General features: G+C 64.1%; 20 protein-coding genes. 3 read left to right on the top strand and 17 right to left on the bottom strand.

Annotated elements, in window-relative coordinates:
- Positions 1-35 precede the first annotated feature (35 nt).
- The gene (locus AC4OR5_RS17505; RefSeq protein ID WP_003087441.1) at positions 36-482 is read right to left on the bottom strand and encodes a PaaI family thioesterase; all 447 of its coding nucleotides are present in this window, start codon (positions 480-482) and stop codon (positions 36-38) included.
- Positions 479-952, bottom strand: coding sequence for a PaaI family thioesterase (locus AC4OR5_RS17500; protein WP_003087438.1), 474 nt, complete (start codon positions 950-952; stop codon positions 479-481). Before AC4OR5_RS17500 ends, AC4OR5_RS17505 begins: the two co-directional genes overlap by 4 nt.
- A 172-nt stretch (positions 953-1,124) precedes the next feature.
- On the opposite strand from AC4OR5_RS17500, the gene AC4OR5_RS17495 reads away from it, so the two are divergent.
- Positions 1,125-1,361 (top strand): hypothetical protein, encoded by a 237-nt coding sequence (locus AC4OR5_RS17495; protein ID WP_003087435.1) that lies wholly within the window; start codon positions 1,125-1,127, stop codon positions 1,359-1,361.
- A gap of 58 nt (positions 1,362-1,419) precedes the next feature.
- Here AC4OR5_RS17495 and AC4OR5_RS17490 read toward each other — a convergent pair whose 3' ends face one another.
- The 11 genes from AC4OR5_RS17490 to sdhC form a co-directional block, all read right to left on the bottom strand.
- Positions 1,420-2,184: a DUF599 domain-containing protein gene (locus AC4OR5_RS17490; RefSeq protein ID WP_003111671.1), complete on the bottom strand. Its 765-nt coding sequence runs from the start codon at positions 2,182-2,184 to the stop codon at positions 1,420-1,422.
- Positions 2,185-2,329: 145 nt separating this feature from the next.
- Entirely contained in the window at positions 2,330-3,643 is a 1,314-nt protein-coding gene (gene brnQ / locus AC4OR5_RS17485; protein WP_023126239.1) for a branched-chain amino acid transport system II carrier protein, read from the bottom strand.
- A gap of 310 nt (positions 3,644-3,953) precedes the next feature.
- The gene (gene sucD / locus AC4OR5_RS17480; protein ID WP_058161189.1) at positions 3,954-4,841 is read right to left on the bottom strand and encodes a succinate--CoA ligase subunit alpha; all 888 of its coding nucleotides are present in this window, start codon (positions 4,839-4,841) and stop codon (positions 3,954-3,956) included.
- Complete coding sequence (gene sucC / locus AC4OR5_RS17475; RefSeq protein ID WP_003087425.1) at positions 4,841-6,007, bottom strand: ADP-forming succinate--CoA ligase subunit beta; 1,167 nt, start codon at positions 6,005-6,007, stop codon at positions 4,841-4,843. Before sucC ends, sucD begins: the two co-directional genes overlap by 1 nt.
- Before the next feature lie 328 nt (positions 6,008-6,335).
- A complete protein-coding gene (gene lpdA, locus AC4OR5_RS17470) occupies positions 6,336-7,772 on the bottom strand; it encodes a dihydrolipoyl dehydrogenase (RefSeq protein WP_015503157.1) in 1,437 nt (478 codons plus the stop codon).
- Positions 7,773-7,840: 68 nt separating this feature from the next.
- The gene (gene odhB, locus AC4OR5_RS17465; protein ID WP_116271257.1) at positions 7,841-9,142 is read right to left on the bottom strand and encodes a 2-oxoglutarate dehydrogenase complex dihydrolipoyllysine-residue succinyltransferase; all 1,302 of its coding nucleotides are present in this window, start codon (positions 9,140-9,142) and stop codon (positions 7,841-7,843) included.
- A 42-nt stretch (positions 9,143-9,184) separates the two neighbouring features.
- Positions 9,185-12,016, bottom strand: a complete 2,832-nt coding sequence (locus AC4OR5_RS17460) for a 2-oxoglutarate dehydrogenase E1 component (RefSeq protein ID WP_003087413.1) — start codon at positions 12,014-12,016, stop codon at positions 9,185-9,187.
- A 256-nt stretch (positions 12,017-12,272) separates the two neighbouring features.
- Complete coding sequence (locus tag AC4OR5_RS17455) at positions 12,273-12,980, bottom strand: succinate dehydrogenase iron-sulfur subunit (protein WP_003087410.1); 708 nt, start codon at positions 12,978-12,980, stop codon at positions 12,273-12,275.
- An 11-nt stretch (positions 12,981-12,991) separates the two neighbouring features.
- On the bottom strand, positions 12,992-14,764 hold the full coding sequence (gene sdhA, locus AC4OR5_RS17450; RefSeq protein WP_003087407.1) for a succinate dehydrogenase flavoprotein subunit: 1,773 nt from the start codon (positions 14,762-14,764) through the stop codon (positions 12,992-12,994).
- A 3-nt stretch (positions 14,765-14,767) separates the two neighbouring features.
- Positions 14,768-15,136: a succinate dehydrogenase, hydrophobic membrane anchor protein gene (gene sdhD / locus AC4OR5_RS17445; protein WP_003104386.1), complete on the bottom strand. Its 369-nt coding sequence runs from the start codon at positions 15,134-15,136 to the stop codon at positions 14,768-14,770.
- Positions 15,130-15,516 (bottom strand): succinate dehydrogenase, cytochrome b556 subunit, encoded by a 387-nt coding sequence (sdhC, locus tag AC4OR5_RS17440; RefSeq protein ID WP_003104388.1) that lies wholly within the window; start codon positions 15,514-15,516, stop codon positions 15,130-15,132. The genes sdhD and sdhC overlap by 7 nt, the downstream gene beginning before the upstream one ends.
- Before the next feature lie 348 nt (positions 15,517-15,864).
- On the opposite strand from sdhC, the gene gltA reads away from it, so the two are divergent.
- Positions 15,865-17,151, top strand: a complete 1,287-nt coding sequence (gene gltA / locus AC4OR5_RS17435) for a citrate synthase (RefSeq protein ID WP_003087400.1) — start codon at positions 15,865-15,867, stop codon at positions 17,149-17,151.
- 115 nt (positions 17,152-17,266) lie between these two features.
- Here the strand turns inward: gltA and AC4OR5_RS17430 are convergent, their stop codons facing one another.
- The 3 genes from AC4OR5_RS17430 to AC4OR5_RS17420 all read right to left on the bottom strand — a co-directional run bounded on the left by AC4OR5_RS17430 (position 17,267) and on the right by AC4OR5_RS17420 (position 19,122).
- Positions 17,267-17,875, bottom strand: coding sequence for an START domain-containing protein (locus AC4OR5_RS17430; RefSeq protein ID WP_019485062.1), 609 nt, complete (start codon positions 17,873-17,875; stop codon positions 17,267-17,269).
- Positions 17,876-18,008: 133 nt separating this feature from the next.
- On the bottom strand, positions 18,009-18,263 hold the full coding sequence (locus AC4OR5_RS17425; RefSeq protein ID WP_003087397.1) for a YkgJ family cysteine cluster protein: 255 nt from the start codon (positions 18,261-18,263) through the stop codon (positions 18,009-18,011).
- A gap of 103 nt (positions 18,264-18,366) precedes the next feature.
- The gene (locus AC4OR5_RS17420) at positions 18,367-19,122 is read right to left on the bottom strand and encodes a hypothetical protein (protein WP_022580593.1); all 756 of its coding nucleotides are present in this window, start codon (positions 19,120-19,122) and stop codon (positions 18,367-18,369) included.
- A 112-nt stretch (positions 19,123-19,234) separates the two neighbouring features.
- Between AC4OR5_RS17420 and AC4OR5_RS17415 the strand changes: the two genes are divergently transcribed.
- Positions 19,235-19,576, top strand: coding sequence for a DMT family protein (locus AC4OR5_RS17415; RefSeq protein WP_058161187.1), 342 nt, complete (start codon positions 19,235-19,237; stop codon positions 19,574-19,576).
- A gap of 6 nt (positions 19,577-19,582) precedes the next feature.
- Here the strand turns inward: AC4OR5_RS17415 and AC4OR5_RS17410 are convergent, their stop codons facing one another.
- Positions 19,583-20,449 carry an NAD(P)-dependent oxidoreductase gene (locus AC4OR5_RS17410; protein WP_058161186.1) on the bottom strand — a complete coding sequence of 289 codons (867 nt, stop codon included), beginning with the start codon at positions 20,447-20,449 and terminating at the stop codon, positions 19,583-19,585.
- Between the last annotated feature and the right edge of the window lie 35 nt (positions 20,450-20,484).

Here is a 20,484-nt window from a genome sequence, read left to right as displayed (position 1 = left end):
GCGATATCCTCAGCCCACTTTCCGCAGCGTACGGCTCACGGCTCGTCTACCTTGAAATGCGCCCGCGCGGTGGCGATGGGCTCGCCCTGGGTGGTCTGCCAGGCGTTGATCGCGACGTTCGCCACCCGCCGCCCCTGGCGCCATACCTGGCATTGCGCGTAGGTATCGCGGAAGTGCCCGGCACGCAGGTAATCGATGGAGAAATCGATGATCTTCGGCAGGTGCGGAATGCTCATGAAGGTCAGCAGGTGCAACATCGCCGCATGCTCCATGAAGCCGGCGATCACTCCGCCATGGATGGCCGGCAGGGTCGGGTTGCCGATGTTGTCCTTGTTCGCCGGCAGGCGGAAGACCATGTCGTCGCCCAGGCGCAGGCATTCGATGCCGAGCAGCTTGGCGTACGGGATCAGCTCCACCAGCGGGCTGTAGTCGTTGTTCCGGCGCGCGTCGCGGACCAGTTGCTCGAGGCTGGTCGGGCTCATGCCGCACCTCCCTGCGCGGCCGGCCTGGCCGCCCCGGAGCGAGCCGAACCGCCCATGCGCATGAAGGCGCCGACGACATGGGCGATGGGCTGGCCCGGATCGTCCTGGTAGGCGAAGCCGCGGGTGAAGATCACGTTCGGCGTGACCCGGTAGCACTCGGCGAAGCCATAGACATCCTTGTGCGGTTCGGCGGGATGCATATAGTCGATGCGCAGGTCGAGCGTCGGGCAGATCTCGAAGTCCGGCAGCACGCAGACCGTGGAAATACCGCAGGTGGTGTCCATCAGGGTGGTGATCGCGCCGCCGTGGACGACCCCGCTTTCCGGGTTGCCGATGATCGCCTGGCTGTAGGGCAGGCGCAGGGTCAGTCCTTTCTCGTCGGCGGCCTCGACCGTCAACCCCAGCACCTGGCAATGACGCAAGGCCGAGAGAAAGCGCCGGGCGCGCTCGAGGAGAGGATTTTCCGACATGACGGCGACCTTGCTGGGAGTTTTCTGGAGGGCGAATCATACCCTGCCGCCAAAGCCCCGGCAGCCGGGGTTTTGGACATAACGATCGAAATAGTCGAAGTGTGTGGAACTTCACGCCAGCGCAAATGTTCAAAGGGCTACAACGAGGAAAGCCGCACATGGAGGCTAAACGATGAAAAAGACCGTAACTCTTGCCCTGCTGCTCGCTGCCAGCCTTGGCCTGGCCGCTTGCGACAAGAAAGAGGAAGACAAGGCAGCGGCCCCGGCAGCTCCGGCTACCGAGACCCAGCCGAGCGCTCCGGCTACTCCCCCTGCCGAGCCCAGCGCCCCGGCGCCGTCGAGCGACACTCCGGCAACCCCGCAGACTCCGGCACCGACTCCGGAGCAACCGCAACAGAACCAGCAATAAGTTCTCGTTGACGTACCCTGAAAGAGCCCGCGCAAGCGGGCTTTTTCATGCCCGGGATTCAGCCCCTGGGCACCTCGCCCTCGCCTTCCCGCGGGCTTTCGGCGATTGCGGTCTCGGTGTAGACCATCACCTCCAGCACGTCCGAATGGAATTCGCGGCGATACAGGACCAGCACCACGCCGGCCGTCACCAGCATGAAGAACCAGGAGTTGATGAACCAGGCGAGCATGGCCAGGCCGAAATAGTACGAGCGCAAGCCGAAGTTGAACTGGTTGGCCGCCAGCGAGATGACCCGGGCGGCACGCTCGGCAAAGGATTTGCGCTCCAGCTCACCGACGTTGCGCTCGCCGATCATCGGTGCCGAGCCGACCAGGATCGCCGCGAAGTTGTACTGGCGCATGCACCAACTGAAGGTGAAGAAGGCATAGACGAAGACCACTGCCAGGCACAGCAGCTTCAGTTCCGACAGTCCCCGGCTGGCCTCCTCCACGAACGGCAGGTCGGCCAGTACCGAGACGGCGCGATCGGTGGAGCCCAGCAGGGTGAGGATGCCGGCGAGGATGATCAGCGTGCTGGAGGCGAAGAACGACGCATTGCGCTCCAGGTTGCCGATCACGCTGGCGTCGGCGATACGGTTGTCGCGCAGCAGCAGCCGGCGCATCCAGTCCTCCCGGTAGAGGTGCAGGACGCTGGCCAGGCAGGCGGTGTCGCGGCCCTTCCAGGTGGCGTAGCGGGTGTAGCCCACCCAGCAGAACAGGAACCAGAGCGCCGCCAGCAGGTGTTGCGGCAGGTGCCCGTTGAAAATGCCGAGTTCGGCGGTCATGAAAACTCCCTCTTGAGCCGGCCGGGAATCGCCCCGCCGTTGTTTCGCGCCGTTGGGACGCCGCTCGCCGCGGCCAGGACACGACTTTCGTCGGCTCATGAAAAAGGCCGCCCGGAGGCGGCCTTCCTGGGGTTCGCCTGACGTCTCAGGCGACCGCTTCGCGCGGCTTGCCCAGCAGCCGATCGCAAACGACTGCCAGGACCAGCGCAATGGATACCGGCAGCAGCCAGCCAAGGCTCTGATCGGCGAGCGGGAGCTTGGCGAAGACGTCCGGCACCCACCCGTTCAGCTTGGCCGCCCCCAGCCCGTCGACGATGCCGAAGAGCAGCGCGACGATCATCACCGGCACGAACACCCGCGGGGCCGACACCCAGAGCCGGTCGAACAGGCTCAGGGCGATCAGCACGATGGCGAGCGGATAGAGTCCCACCAGAACCGGTACCGAAAGGCTGATCAACTGGGTCAGTCCCTGGTTGGCGACCAGCAGGCTGAACAGCGAGAACACGATCACCACCGTCTTGTACGAAACCGGCAGCAGGTCGCTGAAGAACTCGCCGCACGCCGTGATCAGCCCTACCGCCGTGGTCAGGCAGGCCAGGGTGATGACCACCGCCAGCAACAGGCTGCCGGAAACGCCAAAGGTCTGCTGCACATAGGCGGTGAGGATCTGTACGCCATTCTGGGCGTCGCCGGCGATGCCCTGGCTGGTGGCGCCAAGATAGAACAGCGCCAGGTAGACCAGGGACAGGCCGGTGGCGGCGATGATCCCGGCGATCATGGAATAGCGCGTGACCAGCCGGCTGTCGCTGATGCCGCGGTCGCGAATGGCGGTGGCGATGACGATACCGAAGACTAGGGCACCGAGGGTATCCATGGTCAGGTAGCCCTGCAGGAAGCCCTGCACCAGGGGCGCGCTCTGGTACTCGCCGGAACTGCTGCCGATCTCTCCCGCCGGCGCGAAGATCGCCGCGCCGCCAAGGACCAGCAGGGCCGACAGCAGCACCGGCGTGATGACCTTTCCGACCCGGTCGACAAGGCGACCCGGGTTCAGCACCAGGAACAGAACCACGGAGAAGTAAGCGACGGTATAGACGAGCAACGGCGCGCCGCCGTCCCCGGTGAAAGGCGCGACGCCCATCTCGAAGGACACCACGGCTGTACGCGGGGTGGCGAACAGCGGGCCGATGGCAAGATAGACGGCGATGGCGAACGCCACTCCCGCGCGCCGCCCGATCGGCTGGGTCAGGCGGCCAATACCGCCTCCGACCCGGGCCAGGGCGACCACCGTCAGCAACGGCAGGCCGACACCAGTAAGGAGGAAGCCGAAAGCCGCGCTCCATACGTGTTCGCCCGCCGCCATGCCGGCACTGGGAGGAAAGATGATGTTACCCGCGCCGAGAAAAAGCGCGAACGTCATGAAGCCAAGGGCGAGCAGGTCGAACCCTTTCAAATGAGTCATAGGAGGATGTACCACTGGCAGAAGTCTCGGTTGTTCGGGGTTTCCCTTTGGGGGTGTTAGGAAACATCGTCCTTCCGGATGAGGAGGACCGGTCAAGCCGCCCGACCCCTTTTGAGGGCCATGTGGCGCTATAGCTGCAGGCGCGCTGGCCTGCGGGATGATGCGTGGCGCGCCCGGGGTTTTGTCGGACACGAACCGTTGGCAATGATAGCGCATCGCGGCAACATTCGTTTGACGGATGCGATAGAACGACGAAGGCCACCGCTGTGAGGCGGTGGCCTTCGTCCTGGAACTCAGAAAACCCGGGAAATCAGGCCTTCTTCACTTCCCAACCGGTCAGCTCGGCCAGGGCCTTGCCGATGTCGGCCAGGGAACGCACGGTCTTCACACCGGCGTCCTGCAGGGCGGCGAACTTCTCGTCCGCGGTGCCCTTGCCGCCGGAGATGATAGCGCCGGCGTGGCCCATGCGCTTGCCCGGAGGGGCAGTCACGCCAGCGATGTAGGACACCACCGGCTTGGTCACGTTGGCCTTGATGAAGGCCGCGGCTTCTTCTTCGGCGGAACCGCCGATCTCGCCGATCATGACGATGGCTTCGGTCTGCGGATCTTCCTGGAACAGCTTCAGGATGTCGATGAAGTTGGAGCCCGGGATCGGGTCGCCGCCGATGCCCACGCAGGTGGACTGGCCGAAGCCGGCGTCGGTGGTCTGCTTCACGGCTTCGTAGGTCAGGGTGCCGGAACGCGACACGATGCCTACCTTGCCCGGCAGGTGGATGTGACCCGGCATGATGCCGATCTTGCACTCGCCGGGAGTGATCACGCCCGGGCAGTTCGGGCCGATCAGGCGTACGCCCAGCTCGTCGCACTTGACCTTGGCGTCCAGCATGTCGAGGGTCGGGATGCCTTCGGTGATGCAGACGATCAGCTTGATGCCGCCGAATGCCGCTTCCAGGATCGAGTCCTTGCAGAACGGAGCCGGAACGTAGATGACCGAGGCTTCGGCGCCGGTAGCTTCCACGGCTTCCTTGACGGTGTTGAACACCGGCAGGCCGAGGTGGGTGGTGCCGCCCTTGCCGGGGGTCACGCCGCCGACCATCTTGGTGCCGTAGGCGATGGCCTGTTCGGAGTGGAAGGTGCCCTGGCTACCGGTGAAGCCTTGGCAGATGACTTTGATGTCTTTGTTGATCAGGACGCTCATTACTTACCCTCCGCGGCCTTGACGACTTGCTGGGCAGCGTCGGTCAGGCTGGTTGCCGCGATGATGTTCAGGCCGCTTTCGGCCAGGACCTTGGCACCCAGTTCAGCGTTGTTGCCTTCCAGGCGGACGACAACCGGAACCTTCACGCCGACTTCTTTGACGGCGCCGATGATGCCTTCGGCGATCATGTCGCAACGCACGATGCCGCCGAAGATGTTCACCAGGACAGCCTTCACGTTGCTGTCGGACAGGATGATCTTGAACGCTTCGGTCACGCGCTCCTTGGTCGCACCGCCGCCAACGTCGAGGAAGTTGGCCGGCTTGCCGCCGTGCAGGTTGACGATGTCCATGGTACCCATGGCCAGGCCGGCGCCGTTGACCATGCAGCCGATGTTGCCTTCCAGCGCGACGTAGTTCAGCTCCCACTTCTGCGCATGGGCTTCACGGGCGTCGTCCTGGGACGGGTCGTGCATGGCGCGCAGCTTCGGCTGACGGTACAGGGCGTTGCTGTCGATATTGATCTTGGCATCCAGGCAGTGCAGGTTGCCATCTTTCTTGATCACCAGCGGGTTCACTTCCAGCAGGGCCAGGTCGTAGTCCTGGAACAGCTTCGCCAGGCCGACGAAGATATGGGTGAACTGCTTGATCTGGTCGCCCTTCAGGCCCAGCTGGAAGGCCAGCTCGCGGCCCTGGTACGGCTGCGCGCCGACCAGCGGGTCGATGGTGGCCTTGAGGATCTTCTCGGGAGTGTCGTGGGCGACCTTCTCGATGTCCACGCCACCTTCGGTGGAAGCCATGAACACGATGCGGCGGCTGGAACGATCGACGACGGCGCCGAGGTACAGCTCCTTGTCGATGTCGGTGCAGGACTCCACCAGGATCTTGCTGACCGGCTGGCCGTTGGCGTCGGTCTGGTAGGTCACCAGGTTCTTGCCCAGCCACTGCTGGGCGAACGCCTTGGCGTCCTCTTTGCTCTTCACCAGCTTCACACCGCCCGCTTTACCGCGGCCGCCGGCGTGCACCTGAGCTTTGACGACCCACTCGCTGCCGCCGATCTTGTCGCAGGCTTCTGCGGCCTCTTCGGGGGTGTCTACGGCAAAGCCCTTGGATACAGGCAGGCCGTATTCAGCGAACAGCTGCTTACCCTGATATTCGTGGAGATTCATGCTTGTCTACCGTTATTCGTCTAGGTATTGCGCATTTCGGCGGAGCGCTCGTGGCACCCCACCACCTGTGACCGTCGCTTCGCGAACCACCCGGCTCGCGAAAAAACAGTCCGGCGGCATACGCCCGCGGCCACCTCGCAACGGTCGCCGGCGCTCACCCGCCGTGGTTCTTCTGAAAGTCTGCCGCCTGCGTCATCCCGACGCAGGCGGCAAACCGTGGATTCTACAGAACCCGGACCCGACAAGGCCAGGAACCTGTCCTGGCCTGACGGACGACGCGTCCCGCGTCGCTGTGACGCCCCTGGCGTGAACCGGGGCGTCGGATCACTCAGCGCTTCTTGCGGTTGGCGATGTGGATGGCATGGCCATTCACCGCCAGGGCAGCTTCGTGCAGGGCCTCAGACAGCGTCGGGTGGGAGAAGACCATCATGCCCAGGTCTTCGGCGCTGGTGCCGAATTCCATGCCGATCGCGCCTTGCTGTACCAGCTCGGCGGCGCTCGGGCCGATCACGTGGACGCCCAGGACGCGGTCGGTCTTCGCATCGGCGATGACCTTGACCAGGCCGGTGGTGTCGTTGGCAGCCATCGCGCGACCGCTGGCGGCGAACGGGAAGGTGCCGACGTTGACTTCGACGCCCTCGGCCTTGAGGGTCTGCTCGGTCTTGCCGACCCAAGCGATTTCCGGGTGGGTGTAGATGACCGACGGGATCAGGTCGTAGTTCATCTGCGCCTTGTGGCCGGCGATGCGCTCGGCGACCATCACGCCCTCTTCCGAGGCCTTGTGCGCGAGCATCGCGCCGCGAACCACGTCACCGATGGCGAAGACGCCCGGAACGCTGGTCTTGCAGTAGTCGTCGACGTAGATGAAGCCACGCTCGTCCAGGGTCACGCCGCTGTCGGCGGCCAGCAGGTCGGTGGTCACCGGGCGACGGCCGACCGCGACGATCAGCTTGTCGAAGGTTTCCTTCTGCTCGCCGTTGGCATCGGTGAAGGTCACGGTGACCTGCTTCTTCTTCACTTCCGAAGCGGTCACGCGGGCGCCCAGGCGAATGTTCAGGCCTTGCTTGGTCAGGACCTTCAGGGCTTCCTTGGCGATCTGCTCGTCGGCAGCCGGGAGGAACTTGTCCAGGGCTTCCAGCACGGTCACCTCGGCACCCAGGCGGGCCCATACCGAACCCAGCTCCAGGCCGATGACGCCAGCGCCGATCACACCCAGCTTCTTCGGCACGGCCTGGAATTCCAGGGCGCCGGTGGAGTCGACGATGATGTCGTCGGTCAGCGGGGCCGGCGGGATCTCCACCGGGCGGGAGCCGGAAGCGATGATCACGTTCTCGGCTTCCAGGACCTGGGTCTTGCCGTCCAGACCGGTCACTTCCACCTGCTTGTTGGCCAGCAGCTTGCCGTGGCCTTCGAAGGAGGTCACGCCGTTGGCCTTGAACAGGGTAGCGATGCCGCCGGTCAGGTTCTTGACGATGTTGGCCTTGCGCGCAACCATCGCCGGAACGTCGATGGTGACGCCCTTGGCTTCGATACCATGGACTTTGAAGGCCTCTTTGGCCTCATGGTACTTGTAGGAGCTGTCCAGCAGCGCCTTGGACGGGATGCAGCCAACGTTCAGGCAGGTACCGCCGAGCGCCACCTTGCCTTCCTTGCCGATGTACTTCTCGATGCAGGCGGTCTTCAGGCCCAGCTGGGCAGCGCGGATGGCGGCAACGTAACCGCCGGGGCCGGCACCAATCACTACCACGTCGAATTTCTGGCTCATATCTCAATCCTTATTCGGGTGAAACCGGACGGCCCCACGAGGGGGCCGCCGTGAAGAGAAACGCTAAATCAGACGTCCAGCAGCAGGCGAGCCGGATCTTCCAGCAGGTCCTTGATCGCCACCAGGAAGCTCACCGCTTCCTTGCCGTCGATCAGACGGTGGTCGTAGGACAGCGCCAGATACATCATCGGCAGGATCACCACCTGGCCGTTCACGGCCATCGGGCGCTCCTGGATCTTGTGCATGCCGAGGATGGCGGTCTGCGGCGGGTTGACGATCGGGGTCGACAGCAGGGAACCGAACACGCCACCGTTGGAGATGGTGAAGGTGCCGCCGGTCATGTCTTCGATGGTCAGCTTGCCTTCCTTCGCCTTCTTGCCGAAGTTGGCGATGCCGCCCTCGATCTCGGCCAGGCTCATGAACTCGGCGTTACGCAGTACCGGAACCACCAGGCCGCGGTCGCTGGAAACGGCAACGCCGATGTCCTGGTAGCCGTGGTAGACGATGTCGTTGCCGTCGATGGAAGCGTTGACCCCCGGGAAGCGCTTCAGCGCCTCGGTGGCGGCCTTGACGAAGAAGGACATGAAGCCCAGGCGCACGCCGTTGTGCTTCTTCTCGAACAGGTCCTTGTACTTCGAACGCAGGTCCATGATCGGCTTCATGTTGACCTCGTTGAAGGTGGTCAGCATGGCCATGGCGGACTGCGCCTCGACCAGGCGCTCGGCGACCTTGGCCCGCAGGCGGGTCATCGGCACGCGCTTCTCGACACGGTCGCCGGCGGCGAAGATCGGCGCCTCGGCAGCCGGGGCGGCAGGCTTGGCCGGGGCGGCCGGGGCGTTCTTCTTCGCTTCGACCGCAGCGACCACGTCTTCCTTGGTCACGCGACCGCCCTTGCCGGTGCCGGCGATGCTGTTCGGATCGATACCGGCCTCCTCGGCCAGCTTGCGCGCGGCCGGGGACAGGATGGCGTCGTCGCCGCCAGCAGCGGCCGGAGCGGCGGCCTGGGCAGCCGGAGCGGCGGCGGGCGCAGCGGCAGCCGGAGCGGCCGGAGCGGCGGCGGGCGCAGCGGCAGCCGGAGCGGCCGGAGCGGCGGCGGGCGCAGCGGCAGCCGGAGCGGCCGGAGCGGCGGCGCCGCCTTCGTTCAGCTTGCCGAGCAGCTCGTTGCTCAGAACGGTGTCGCCTTCGTTCTTGATGATCTCGGCCAGCACGCCGTCAGCCTCGGCGAGAACCTCGATGACCACCTTGTCGGTCTCGATGTCGACGATCAGTTCGTCACGCTTGACCGCTTCGCCCGGCTTCTTGTGCCAGGTGGCGACGGTGCCGTCGGCGACCGATTCCGGGAAGGTTGGGGCTTTGATTTCGATAGCCATTGTGTGCGTTTCCTTAAATTCGGTTTCTTCAGCGCGTAGGCGTTAAACAGTAAAGGCGTCTTGCAGCAGTTTTTCCTGCTGCTCGGCGTGCATCGAGGCGTAGCCGCAAGCCGGAGCAGCGGAGCCTTCGCGGCCGGCGTACTCGAGATTGAGGCCCTTCTTGTGCGCGGCGATGACACGACGCATGTGATGCTGGCTGCAGAACCAGGCGCCCTGGTTCATCGGCTCTTCCTGGCACCAGACGATGTGCTTGAGGTTCTTGTAGGGAGCCAGAACTTCCGCCAGGTCGTCTTCCGGGAACGGATACAGCTGCTCGATACGGACGATCGCGGTATCTTCGCGGCCTTCCGCGCGACGCTTCTCCAGCAGGTCGTAGTACACCTTGCCGCTGCACAGCACGACGCGGTCGACCTTCTTCGGATCCAGGCTGTCGATTTCCGGGATCACGGTCTGGAAGGAACCGTTGGCCAGATCTTCCAGGGTCGAGATGGCGAGCTTGTGACGCAGCAGGGACTTCGGCGTCATCACCACCAGCGGCTTGCGCAGCGGGCGGATCACCTGACGGCGGAGCATGTGGTAGACCTGAGCCGGGGTGGTCGGCACGCAGACCTGGATGTTCTGCTCGGCGCAGAGCTGCAGGTAGCGCTCCAGGCGCGCGGAGGAGTGCTCCGGACCCTGCCCCTCATAGCCGTGCGGCAGCAGCATGGTCAGGCCGCAGAGTCGGCCCCATTTGCTTTCGCCACTGGTGATGAACTGGTCGATGACCACCTGGGCGCCGTTGGCGAAGTCGCCGAACTGGGCTTCCCAGATCACCAGCGAATTCGGCGTGGTGGTGGCGAAACCGTATTCGAACGCCAGCACGGCCTCTTCCGAAAGGAAGGAATCGTAGATATCCAGGCGCGGCTGGCCATCGAACAGATTGGCCAGCGGTACGTAGACCGAGTCGTCCTTCTGGTTGTGCAGCACCGCGTGACGGTGCGAGAAGGTGCCACGGCCGACGTCCTGGCCGGTCATCCGTACCGGATGGCCTTCGAACAGCAGGGTCGCGTAGGCCAGGGTCTCGGCGAAGCCCCAGTTGATCGGCAGGCCACCGGCCGCCATCTTCTGGCGATCTTCGTAGATCTTCGAAACCTGGCGCTGAACCACGAAGCCTTCCGGCACTTCCAGCATCTTGCTGGACAGTTCCTGCAGGGTCTTCAGGTCGAAGCGGGTGTCGTGACGCGCGGTCCAGGCATGGCCCAGGTACGGACGCCAGTCGACGAACAGTTCCTTGTTGGGCTCCTTGACCAGGCTCTTCACCACGTGCAGGCCGTTGTCCAGGGCGTCGCGGTAGTCGTCGATCTTCGACTGAACCTGCTCGGCGCTGAGCACGCCGGCATTCACCAGGGCATCGGCGTACAGCTCGCGGGTAGTACGCTGCTTGGCGATCTGCTGGTACATCAGCGGCTGGGTGCCGCTCGGCTCGTCCGCCTCGTTGTGGCCACGGCGACGGTAGCAGACCAGGTCGATGACCACGTCACGCTTGAACTGCATGCGATAGTCGACGGCCAGCTGGGTGACGAACAGCACGGCTTCGGGATCGTCGCCGTTGACGTGGAAGATCGGCGCCTGAATCATCTTCGCCACGTCGGTGGCGTACTCGGTGGAACGCGCATCGTCCTGGCGGCTGGTGGTGAAGCCGACCTGGTTGTTGATCACCAGGTGGATGGTGCCACCGGTCTTGTAGGCGCGGGTCTGCGACATCTGGAAGGTTTCCATGACCACGCCCTGCCCCGCGAAGGCGGCATCGCCGTGGATGGAAATCGGTACCACCTTGTCGCCGGAGCTGTCCTTGCGACGGTCCTGGCGGGCACGAACGGAACCCTCGACCACCGGGGAAACGATTTCCAGGTGGGACGGGTTGAACGCCAGCGCCAAGTGGACTTCGCCGCCGCTGGTCATCACGTTCGAGGAGAAGCCCTGGTGGTACTTCACGTCACCGGAGCCCAGCTCGACGATCTTCTTGCCTTCGAACTCGTCGAACAGGTCGCGCGGGTTCTTGCCCAGGGTGTTGACCAGGACGTTCAGGCGACCGCGGTGGGCCATGCCGATGACGATTTCCTTGGCGCCGTAGGAACCGCAGCGCTGGATGATCTCGTCGACCATCGGGATCAGGCTTTCGCCGCCTTCCAGGCCGAAACGCTTGGTGCCCGGGTACTTGGTGCCCAGGTACTTCTCCAGGCCTTCGGCCGCGGTCAGGCGCTCGAGCAGGTGCGCACGCGCCTCGGCGGAGAAGCCGGGACGGCCACGCACGCTTTCCAGGCGCTGGAGGAACCACTTGCGCTGCTCGGAATCGACGATGTGCATGAACTCGGCGCCGAAGGTACCGCAATAGGTGCTCTTCAGGCTGTCGACGATTTCACGCAGGGTCGCCTCTTCCTTGCCGATGTAAAGCTCACCGGTGCGGAAAGTGGTATCCAGGTCGGCACCCGTCAGACCGTAGTGGTCGATCGACAGGTCGGCAGGCGCGGGACGCTGCCACAGGCCGAGCGGGTCGAGGGTGGAAGCCTGGTGGCCGCGGAGACGGTAAGCGTGAATGAGACGAAGGACTTCGACCTGCTTCTTCTCGTGCTCGCTGCTCACGCTACCGGCGGAAACCGGCTGGGCACGGCGCTGGTTCTTGGCCAGCAGGACGAAATGATCGCGCACTGTGGAGTGCGAGACGTCGGGGGCGGGATTGCCATCGGCGGGAAGCTTCTGGAAATACGTGCGCCACTCTTCTGGCACAGCGTTAGGGTCGTGCAGGTAGAGCTCGTAGAGCTCTTCGACGTAGGCAGCGTTACCACCGGATAGATGGGCACTGTTCCACATCCGCTGCATTACGCTTTCGTGCATGCTAGGTCACCCTCGGTAAGGGGACAACCACCTGGCGAAACCTTGAAGGCTCCGAAGTCCTCAGGCAGCGACATCGGTATGGCCACTACAGATCCCGCAGATAGTCCGGGTACCAGCCCGGATGCCCCTGCTGGTCATATTTTTCAAATCTGGGCCATGGCTTTGTGAGCTTGGCCCGCTTAGTTGCTGCGACGCCGGAAGAACTCCGGCGCCACAGGTGTTGCTAGGTACAACTCATATAACAACTGCGAGAGGATCAGGTTCCGCTCTGCAGCAGCATATTACGCACGTGGCCGATCGCCTTGGTCGGGTTCAGACCCTTCGGGCAAACGTTCACGCAGTTCATGATTCCGCGGCAGCGGAACACACTGAACGGGTCGTCCAGCGAAGCCAGGCGCTCTTCGGTCTTGGTGTCACGGCTGTCGGCCAGGAAACGATAGGCTTGCAGCAGTGCGGCCGGACCGAGGAACTTGTCGGGGTTCCACCAGAAGGACGGGCAGGAGGTCGAGCAGCAGGCGCACAGGATGCACTCGTACAGACCGTCCAGCTTCTCGCGCTCTTCCGGGGTCTGCAGACGCTCGATGGCCGGGGCCGGCGTATCGTTCTGCAGGAACGGCTTCACCTTCTCGTATTGCTTGTAGAAGATGCTCATGTCCACGACCAGGTCACGAATGACCGGCAGGCCAGGCAGCGGACGGATCACCAGCTTGCCGCCCTTCAGGCCGGCGGCCGACAGCGGGGTGATGCAGGCCAGGCCGTTCTTGCCGTTGATGTTCATGCCATCGGAGCCGCAGACGCCTTCACGGCAGGAACGACGGTAGGAGAAGCCCTCGTCCTGTTCCTTGATCAGCGCCAGCACGTCGAGGACCATCACGTCCTTGCCGTTGGTGTCGACCTGGAAATCCTGCATGTACGGCGCAGCATCTTTGTCGGGGTTGTAACGATAAACACTCACTTGCAACATGGCGGGCACCCTTAGTAAGTCCGAACCTTGGGTTCGAATGCCGGAACGGTCTTCGGCGCGAAGTTGACGGAACGCTTGGATACGCGCTTCTCACCCGGGAAGTACAGGGTGTGGCACAGCCAGTTCTCGTCGTCGCGCTCCTCGAAGTCTTCACGGGCGTGGGCGCCACGGGACTCCTTGCGGTGCTCGGCCGCGATCGCGGTGGCCTCGGCCACCTCGAGGAGGTTTTGCAGTTCCAGCGCTTCGATGCGCGCGGTGTTGAATGCCTGGCTCTTGTCGTTGATCTTGACGTTGGCGATACGCTCGCGCAGGTCGGCCAGCTGGGCGATGCCCTTCTGCATGTACTCGCCGGTGCGGAACACACCGAAGTAGTTCTGCATGCAGCTTTGCAGCTCGCGCTTGAGCGGAGCGACTTCTTCGCCGCTGGTGCGCTCGTTCACGCCGTTCAGGCGCTTGAAGGAGGCTTCCAGGTCGCTCTCGGAAGCGCCGCGGGCGTCGATGCCCTCTTTCAGCGCTTTTTCCAGGTGCAGACCGGCGGCACGGCCGAATACCACCAGGTCGAGCAGCGAGTTGCCGCCCAGGCGGTTGGCGCCGTGTACCGATACGCAGGCCACTTCGCCCACAGCGAACAGGCCTTCGACGATCTGGTCGTTGCCGTTGGCGTCCTGGGTGATGGCCTGGCCATGGATGTTGGTGGCAACGCCGCCCATCATGTAGTGGCAGGTCGGGATCACCGGGATCGGCGCGACGACCGGGTCGACGTGGGCGAAGGTCTTGGACAGTTCGCAGATGCCAGGCAGGCGGCTGTGCAGGACTTCCTCGCCGAGGTGGTCGAGCTTCAGCAGCACGTGGTCCTTGTTCGGGCCCACGCCGTTGCCGGCCAGGACTTCCTTGACCATGGAACGGGCGACCACGTCGCGGCCGGCCAGGTCCTTCGCGTTCGGCGCATAACGCTCCATGAAGCGCTCGCCGTGGGCGTTGATCAGGTAACCGCCTTCGCCGCGGCAACCTTCGGTGACCAGTACACCGGCGCCGGCGATGCCGGTCGGGTGGAACTGCCACATCTCGATGTCCTGCACCGGCACGCCGGCACGCAGGGCCATGCCCACGCCGTCACCGGTGTTGATCAGCGCGTTGGTGGTGGAGGCGTAGATACGGCCGGCACCGCCAGTGGCCAGGACCACGGCCTTGGAACGGATGTAGACGGTCTCGCCGGTCTCGATGCAGATGGCGATGATGCCGACCACCGCGCCGTCCTGGTTCTTCACCAGGTCGACCGCGTACCACTCGTTGAGGAACGAGGTGCCATTCTTCAGGTTGGCCTGGTACAGGGTGTGCAGCAGCGCGTGGCCGGTACGGTCGGCGGCGGCGCAGGTACGGGCGGCCTGGCCACCCTTGCCGAAGTCCTTGGACTGGCCGCCGAACGGACGCTGGTAGATGCGGCCGGTTTCGGTACGGGAGAACGGCAGGCCCATGTGCTCGAGCTCGAACACGGCCTCAGGGCCGACGGAACACATGTATTCGATCGCGTCCTGGTCACCGATGTAGTCGGAGCCCTTGACGGTGTCGTACATGTGCCAACGCCAATCGTCGTTCGGGTCGGCCGAAGCGATCGCGCAGGTGATGCCACCCTGTGCGGATACGGTGTGGGAACGGGTCGGGAAGACCTTGGTCACCACGGCGGTCTTGTGGCCGCCCTGGGCCAGTTGCAGCGCGGCACGCATGCCGGCGCCACCGCCACCGACGATGATGGCGTCAAAGGAAAGTGTACGAATGCTAGCCATGGATCACATACCCCAAAGAATCTGCACACCCCAGACGAAGAATGCGAACATCGCCATGCCGCAAACCGCCTGGAAGAGGAAACGCACGACTGTCGCCGCCTTGCCGAGAGCCATCGAAGTCAGGTAGTCGGTGGAGATGGTCCACATACCGACCCACGCATGGACGCTCAGGGCAACCAGGGTCAACAGGCTGAAGATGCGCATCCAACCCTGCGAGAACAGGCCGTGCCAGTCCGCGTAGGAAATGTTGGGGTGAGCAATGAGGTAGCCCAGCAGGAAAATGACATAAGCCGCGAGAACGACCGCGGAAACGCGCTGAGCCATCCAGTCGTAGAGGCCGGAGCGCGAGAAGTTTGTGACGTTAGTTACCATACCCATACCCCCGCCAGAACGATCAGCACCACCGCGATGGCGATGACGATTTTGGAGCCACGCTTACCGCCTTCCAGCGTCTCGCCGACGCCAGCGTCCATGACCAGGTGGCGAACACCGGCCACCAGGTGGTACAGCAGCGCAGACAGCAGGCCCCAGATCACCAGCTTGGCCAGGGGACTGGTCAGGCACGCCTTCACCTGCTCGAAGCCTTCTTCCGAACTCAGCGACTTGTCGAGCGCGAACAGCAGCACGGCAATACCGAGGAACAGGATGACGCCAGAGATACGGTGGAGAATGGACGTGTAAGCGGTGACAGGGAGTTTGATGGTCCTTAGGTCTAGGTTTACAGGTCGTTTGCTATTCACGGCTTTTTTCACACTGAGAGCCCTAACGAACAGGGCTAGTTGTCGGGAAGTGCACTTGTCAGGTACCCATCACCAGGGAGTGGCGACCGTCTATGAAAGCGGGCCAGGAATACCCCTTGCGGTCGGACGCCGAGTATAGACAGTTAGGCTACTAATGACAACGAAAACACCCATCGCCAAATGGTTGATTGCGGGCCTTTTATAAAAGGCGTAAATAGCCCCCTTTTTCTGCGAAAACCCCGCAACGAAAGGCTCTACGGCATGGATTCGCGCAAATTGACTTTCGAATTTATCCCTCTATAGTGGTGCGGGCCCTGCGTGGGGGGTACTGATGATTTCAAGCATAAATAGGAGGCCATCATGGCTGACAAAAAAGCGCAGTTGATCATCGAGGGCTCAGCCCCCGTCGAACTGCCCGTCCTATCCGGTACCATGGGTCCCGATGTAGTGGATGTACGGGGCCTCACCGCCACGGGCCACTTCACCTTCGATCCTGGCTTCATGTCGACCGCCTCCTGCGAGTCGAAGATCACCTATATCGACGGCGACAAAGGCGTCCTCCTCCATCGCGGCTACCCCATCGAGCAACTGGCGGAGAAATCCGACTACCTGGAAACCTGCTACCTGCTGCTGAACGGCGAGCTGCCCACCGCCGCGCAGAAGGAACAGTTCGTCGGCACCATCAAGAACCACACCATGGTTCACGAGCAGCTGAAGACCTTCTTCAACGGCTTCCGCCGCGACGCCCATCCGATGGCCGTGATGTGCGGCGTGATCGGCGCCCTCTCGGCCTTCTACCACGACTCCCTGGACATCAATAACCCGAAGCATCGCGAAGTCTCCGCGCATCGCCTGATCGCCAAGATGCCGACCATCGCCGCCATGGTGTACAAGTACTCCAAGGGCGAGCCGATGATGTATCCGCGTAACGACCTGAACTACGCGGAAAACTTCCTGCACATGATGTTCAACACCCCCTGCGAGACCAAGCCGATCAGCCCCGTGCTGGCCAAGGCCATGGACCGCATCTTCATTCTCCACGCCGACCACGAGCAGAACGCCTCCACCTCCACGGTGCGCCTGGCCGGCTCCTCCGGTGCCAATCCGTTCGCCTGCATCGCCTCCGGCATCGCCGCCCTGTGGGGACCGGCCCATGGCGGCGCGAACGAAGCGGTGCTGCGCATGCTCGACGAGATCGGCGACGTGTCCAACATCGACAAGTTCGTCGAGAAAGCCAAGGACAAGAACGATCCGTTCAAGTTGATGGGCTTCGGCCATCGTGTCTACAAGAACTTCGACCCGCGCGCCAAGGTCATGAAGCAGACCTGCGACGAGGTCCTCCAGGAGCTGGGCATCAACGACCCGCAACTGGAACTGGCGATGAAGCTGGAAGAAATCGCCCGCCACGACCCCTACTTCGTGGAACGCAACCTGTACCCGAACGTCGACTTCTACTCGGGGATCATCCTCAAGGCGATCGGCATTCCGACCAGCATGTTCACCGTGATCTTCGCCCTGGCGCGTACCGTCGGCTGGATCTCGCACTGGCAGGAAATGCTCTCCGGCCCCTACAAGATCGGCCGCCCGCGCCAGCTCTACACCGGCCACACCCAGCGCGACTTCACCGCCCTCAAGGATCGCGGCTGAAACCCGTCACGCCCGGCGAGAAAGGCTGCTTCGGCAGCCTTTTTTGTGCCCGCCCCTTTCCGCCGGACACAAAAAAACCGCCCCCGGAGGCGGTCTTTTTGCAACGAAGGCGCGCTCAGCGCTTCTCGGCGGCGCTACGCAGGGCCTTGAGGGTGTTCAGCGGCGCATCGACCACGAAGCTGTTGGCCAACCAGGAAGGAATGCTGCCACCCGGCTCGGTTTCCACCTGGTAGGTCACTTCCGTCACGCCCTGCCCCTTCGGCTGCAACTTCCACTCGCCGACCAGCTTGGGCACGCGGATCTGGCCCTTTTCCTCGGGGATATAGGTCGGATCGGCCTTCAGGTGACGGATCACGGTGCCATCCGCGGTCTTCTCGGTGGTGACATGGATGACCACGTCGCGACCGGTGACCGGCCAGGGCATGTCGATCTTCGAGTAGGTCCAGGCGTCGGCGCCTTCCTGCTTCAGGAGTTTCATCTCGGCGCAGGCATGGATCCACTTGCAGGAACCCTTGACGTCCTCCTGCAGCGCCTCGATGGTCGCCACGTCGGCCTTGATGTCGGTAACGCCGCGATAAGCCTTGTACTTGGAGCCCTGGACACTGCTGAGGTAGACCTTCACGCCGTCCTCGTCCTTGGCCAGCTTCCAGTCTTCGGCCAGCGCATTGCCGGCCACCCCGAACACTGCGGCAGCCAGCACGGTCATACGCAAAATGCCACGCATCGTTCCTGTTCCTCTCTTTATGGTTATTTTCGGTTCGCCGGCCGGGCGGTCGACGCCCTGCAAGCCGCGATCCTGAGCCTTCGGCGCAGGATGCGCAGCAGTATGGCGTGAGACAGCCAGACTTCCAACCCGTTCAAGCGGCAGTGATGACTTCCCACTCCGCGATCAGGGCCAGCGCCTGCTCACGGCTGTCGCCGCAGATTTCCGGATCGGCGCCGAACTGGCCGCACACAGCCGGTCGCTCCGGTCGGCCGAACAGCCCGCAGAGATGGTTTTCGTCCAGGTGCAGGCAGCGTACGCCCGCGGGCTTGCCGGCCGGCATGCCCGGCAGCGGAGAGGAAATCGACGGTGCTATGCAGCAGGCGCCGCAGCCGGCTCTACATTGCATGGGAAGGATCTCGCCCGAAAGTTGGCAGAGGAGCGGCCAGGACAGCCGTCCGGAACGGGCGCAAAGAATACGGACCGGCCAGGCCGCCGCCAAGCCCGGCGGATCAGCGGCGCGTTTCCGCCTCGAGACGCGCGCTGCGAAGCTGCCACTGCTCGCGGTTGCCGGCAGCGAACAGCCAGGCCCTGGCCGACTCGGTCGCAGCCCGCCATTGCACCCGGCCCGGCTCGCGCAGGTCGAGGGATTGCGCCGCCGTCGAGTGGCCGAGGAAGGCGTTGCCAGCGGAACTCCAGTAGCCGGCGACCCCGGCCGGCAAGACCCAGGAGCGACCTTCCGCCTCGTCATCGACGATACCGGACAAGCGCTCCCCCGCTCCACGCCGCCAGGACAGGGCGACCCGGTTCAGCTCGCTGTCCGCCAGCGCGACGCGCACCTCCACGCCGCCCTGGCGCGGCTCGAACGACAGCTCGTAGGCGCTGAGCCGGCCATCGGCGCAGCGCAGGTGCCCCTTCAGGGACAAGCGTCGACCGACCAGCTCGAAGCTCTCCAGGCTCTGCTCCTGGCAGCGCAACTGCAGGCGACCGGCGCTTTCCCGCCCGGCCCCGAGAAAACCGCCCTCGCTCTCCCACAACGGCGGCCGGGCGCTACCCGCCACTGACAGGGCGAGGCTCTTGCCGCCCCAGCTCAAGCGGTATTCGCCCAGGTTGAAATCGCGCGGGATGGCAAACGCCGGCGGCACCCGCAGCTCGCTCCACAGAGCCGGCTCCCGCGACGCCTGGCTCGCCCACCAGGCGGCCGCCAGCACGACGGCCAGCCCGCTCAGCGCGAGCCCCCAGACCAGCGAGCGCTTGTGCAACCGCATACCTTTCATCCTTTTCCGAGCACCAACCCCTACCGACCGATGCCTGCCCACTTGGTTTTATCGCCGCAGCCAATTAGGCTGCGCCGTCCCAGCCCTCCGGAGCCCATCCATCATGCCTGTCTGGCTGCAAACCGCCTTATTGCTAGCCTGCTCCAACCTGTTCATGACCTTCGCCTGGTATGGCCACCTGAAGACCCTCAACAGCAAGCCCTGGATCATCGCCGCCCTGATCAGCTGGGGTATCGCGCTGTTCGAATACCTGCTGCAGGTGCCGGCCAACCGCATCGGCTACACCGAACTCTCGGTCGGCCAACTGAAGATCATGCAGGAAGTCATCACCCTGGCGGTCTTCGTCCCGTTCAGCGTCTACTTCATGCAGCAGCCGCTGAAACTGGACTACCTCTGGGCCGGCCTGTGCCTGCTCGGCGCGGTGTACTTCATCTTCCGCACCTGAGCCGCGTCACGAACGTAGCCGGGCGATCAGGCTGGAGGTGTCCCAACGACCGCCGCCCATCGCCTGCACTTCGGCGTAGAACTGGTCGACCAGCGCCGTGACCGGCAACTGCGCGCCGTTGCGTCGCGCCTCGGCGAGCAGGATCGACAGGTCCTTGCGCATCCAGTCCACGGCGAAGCCGAAGTCGAACTCTCCGGCCAGCATGCTCTGGTGGCGGTTTTCCAGTTGCCAGGACTGGGCCGCGCCCTTGCCGATCACCTGCATCGCCGCCTCGCCGTCGAGACCGGCGCACTGGGCGAAGTGCAGCGCCTCGGCCAAGCCCTGGAGCAGCCCCGCGACGCAGATCTGGTTGACCATCTTGGTCAATTGCCCGCTACCCACGTCGCCCATCCGCCGGACCATCCGCGCATAGCTGCGCAGCAGCGGTTCGGCGCGTCGATAGAAGGCCTCCTCGCCACCGACCATCACCGTCAGGGCGCCGTTGACCGCGCCCACCTGGCCGCCGGAGACCGGCGCGTCGAGAAAGCCCAGCTCACGCTCGGCAGCCAGCAGCGACAGCTCGCGGGCGACTTCCGCCGAAGCGGTGGTGTGGTCGACAAACAGGCTGCCCGGCGCCATTCCGGCGAAGGCGCCCTGCTCGCCCAGCGCCACGGCACGCAGGTCGTCGTCGTTACCGACGCAGCAGAACACCAGTTCGGCGCCGGCACAGGCCTCGCGCGGCGTATCGGCGTATCGTCCGGCGTATTCCTCGACCCAGCGCAGCGCCTTGGCCGACGAGCGATTGTAGACGCAGACGTGATAGCCCTCGCGCTGCAGGTGCCCGGCCATCGGGTAGCCCATCGTGCCCAGGCCGAGAAATGCGACCGCAGTCATTCCGTCATCTCCTCGAAATCCGATCCCGCAGCCTA

Source organism: Pseudomonas sp. YA1 (assembly GCF_058680555.1).
Note: the sequence above shows the minus strand (reverse complement) of the source record. Positions and strands in the feature narration are given on the sequence as shown.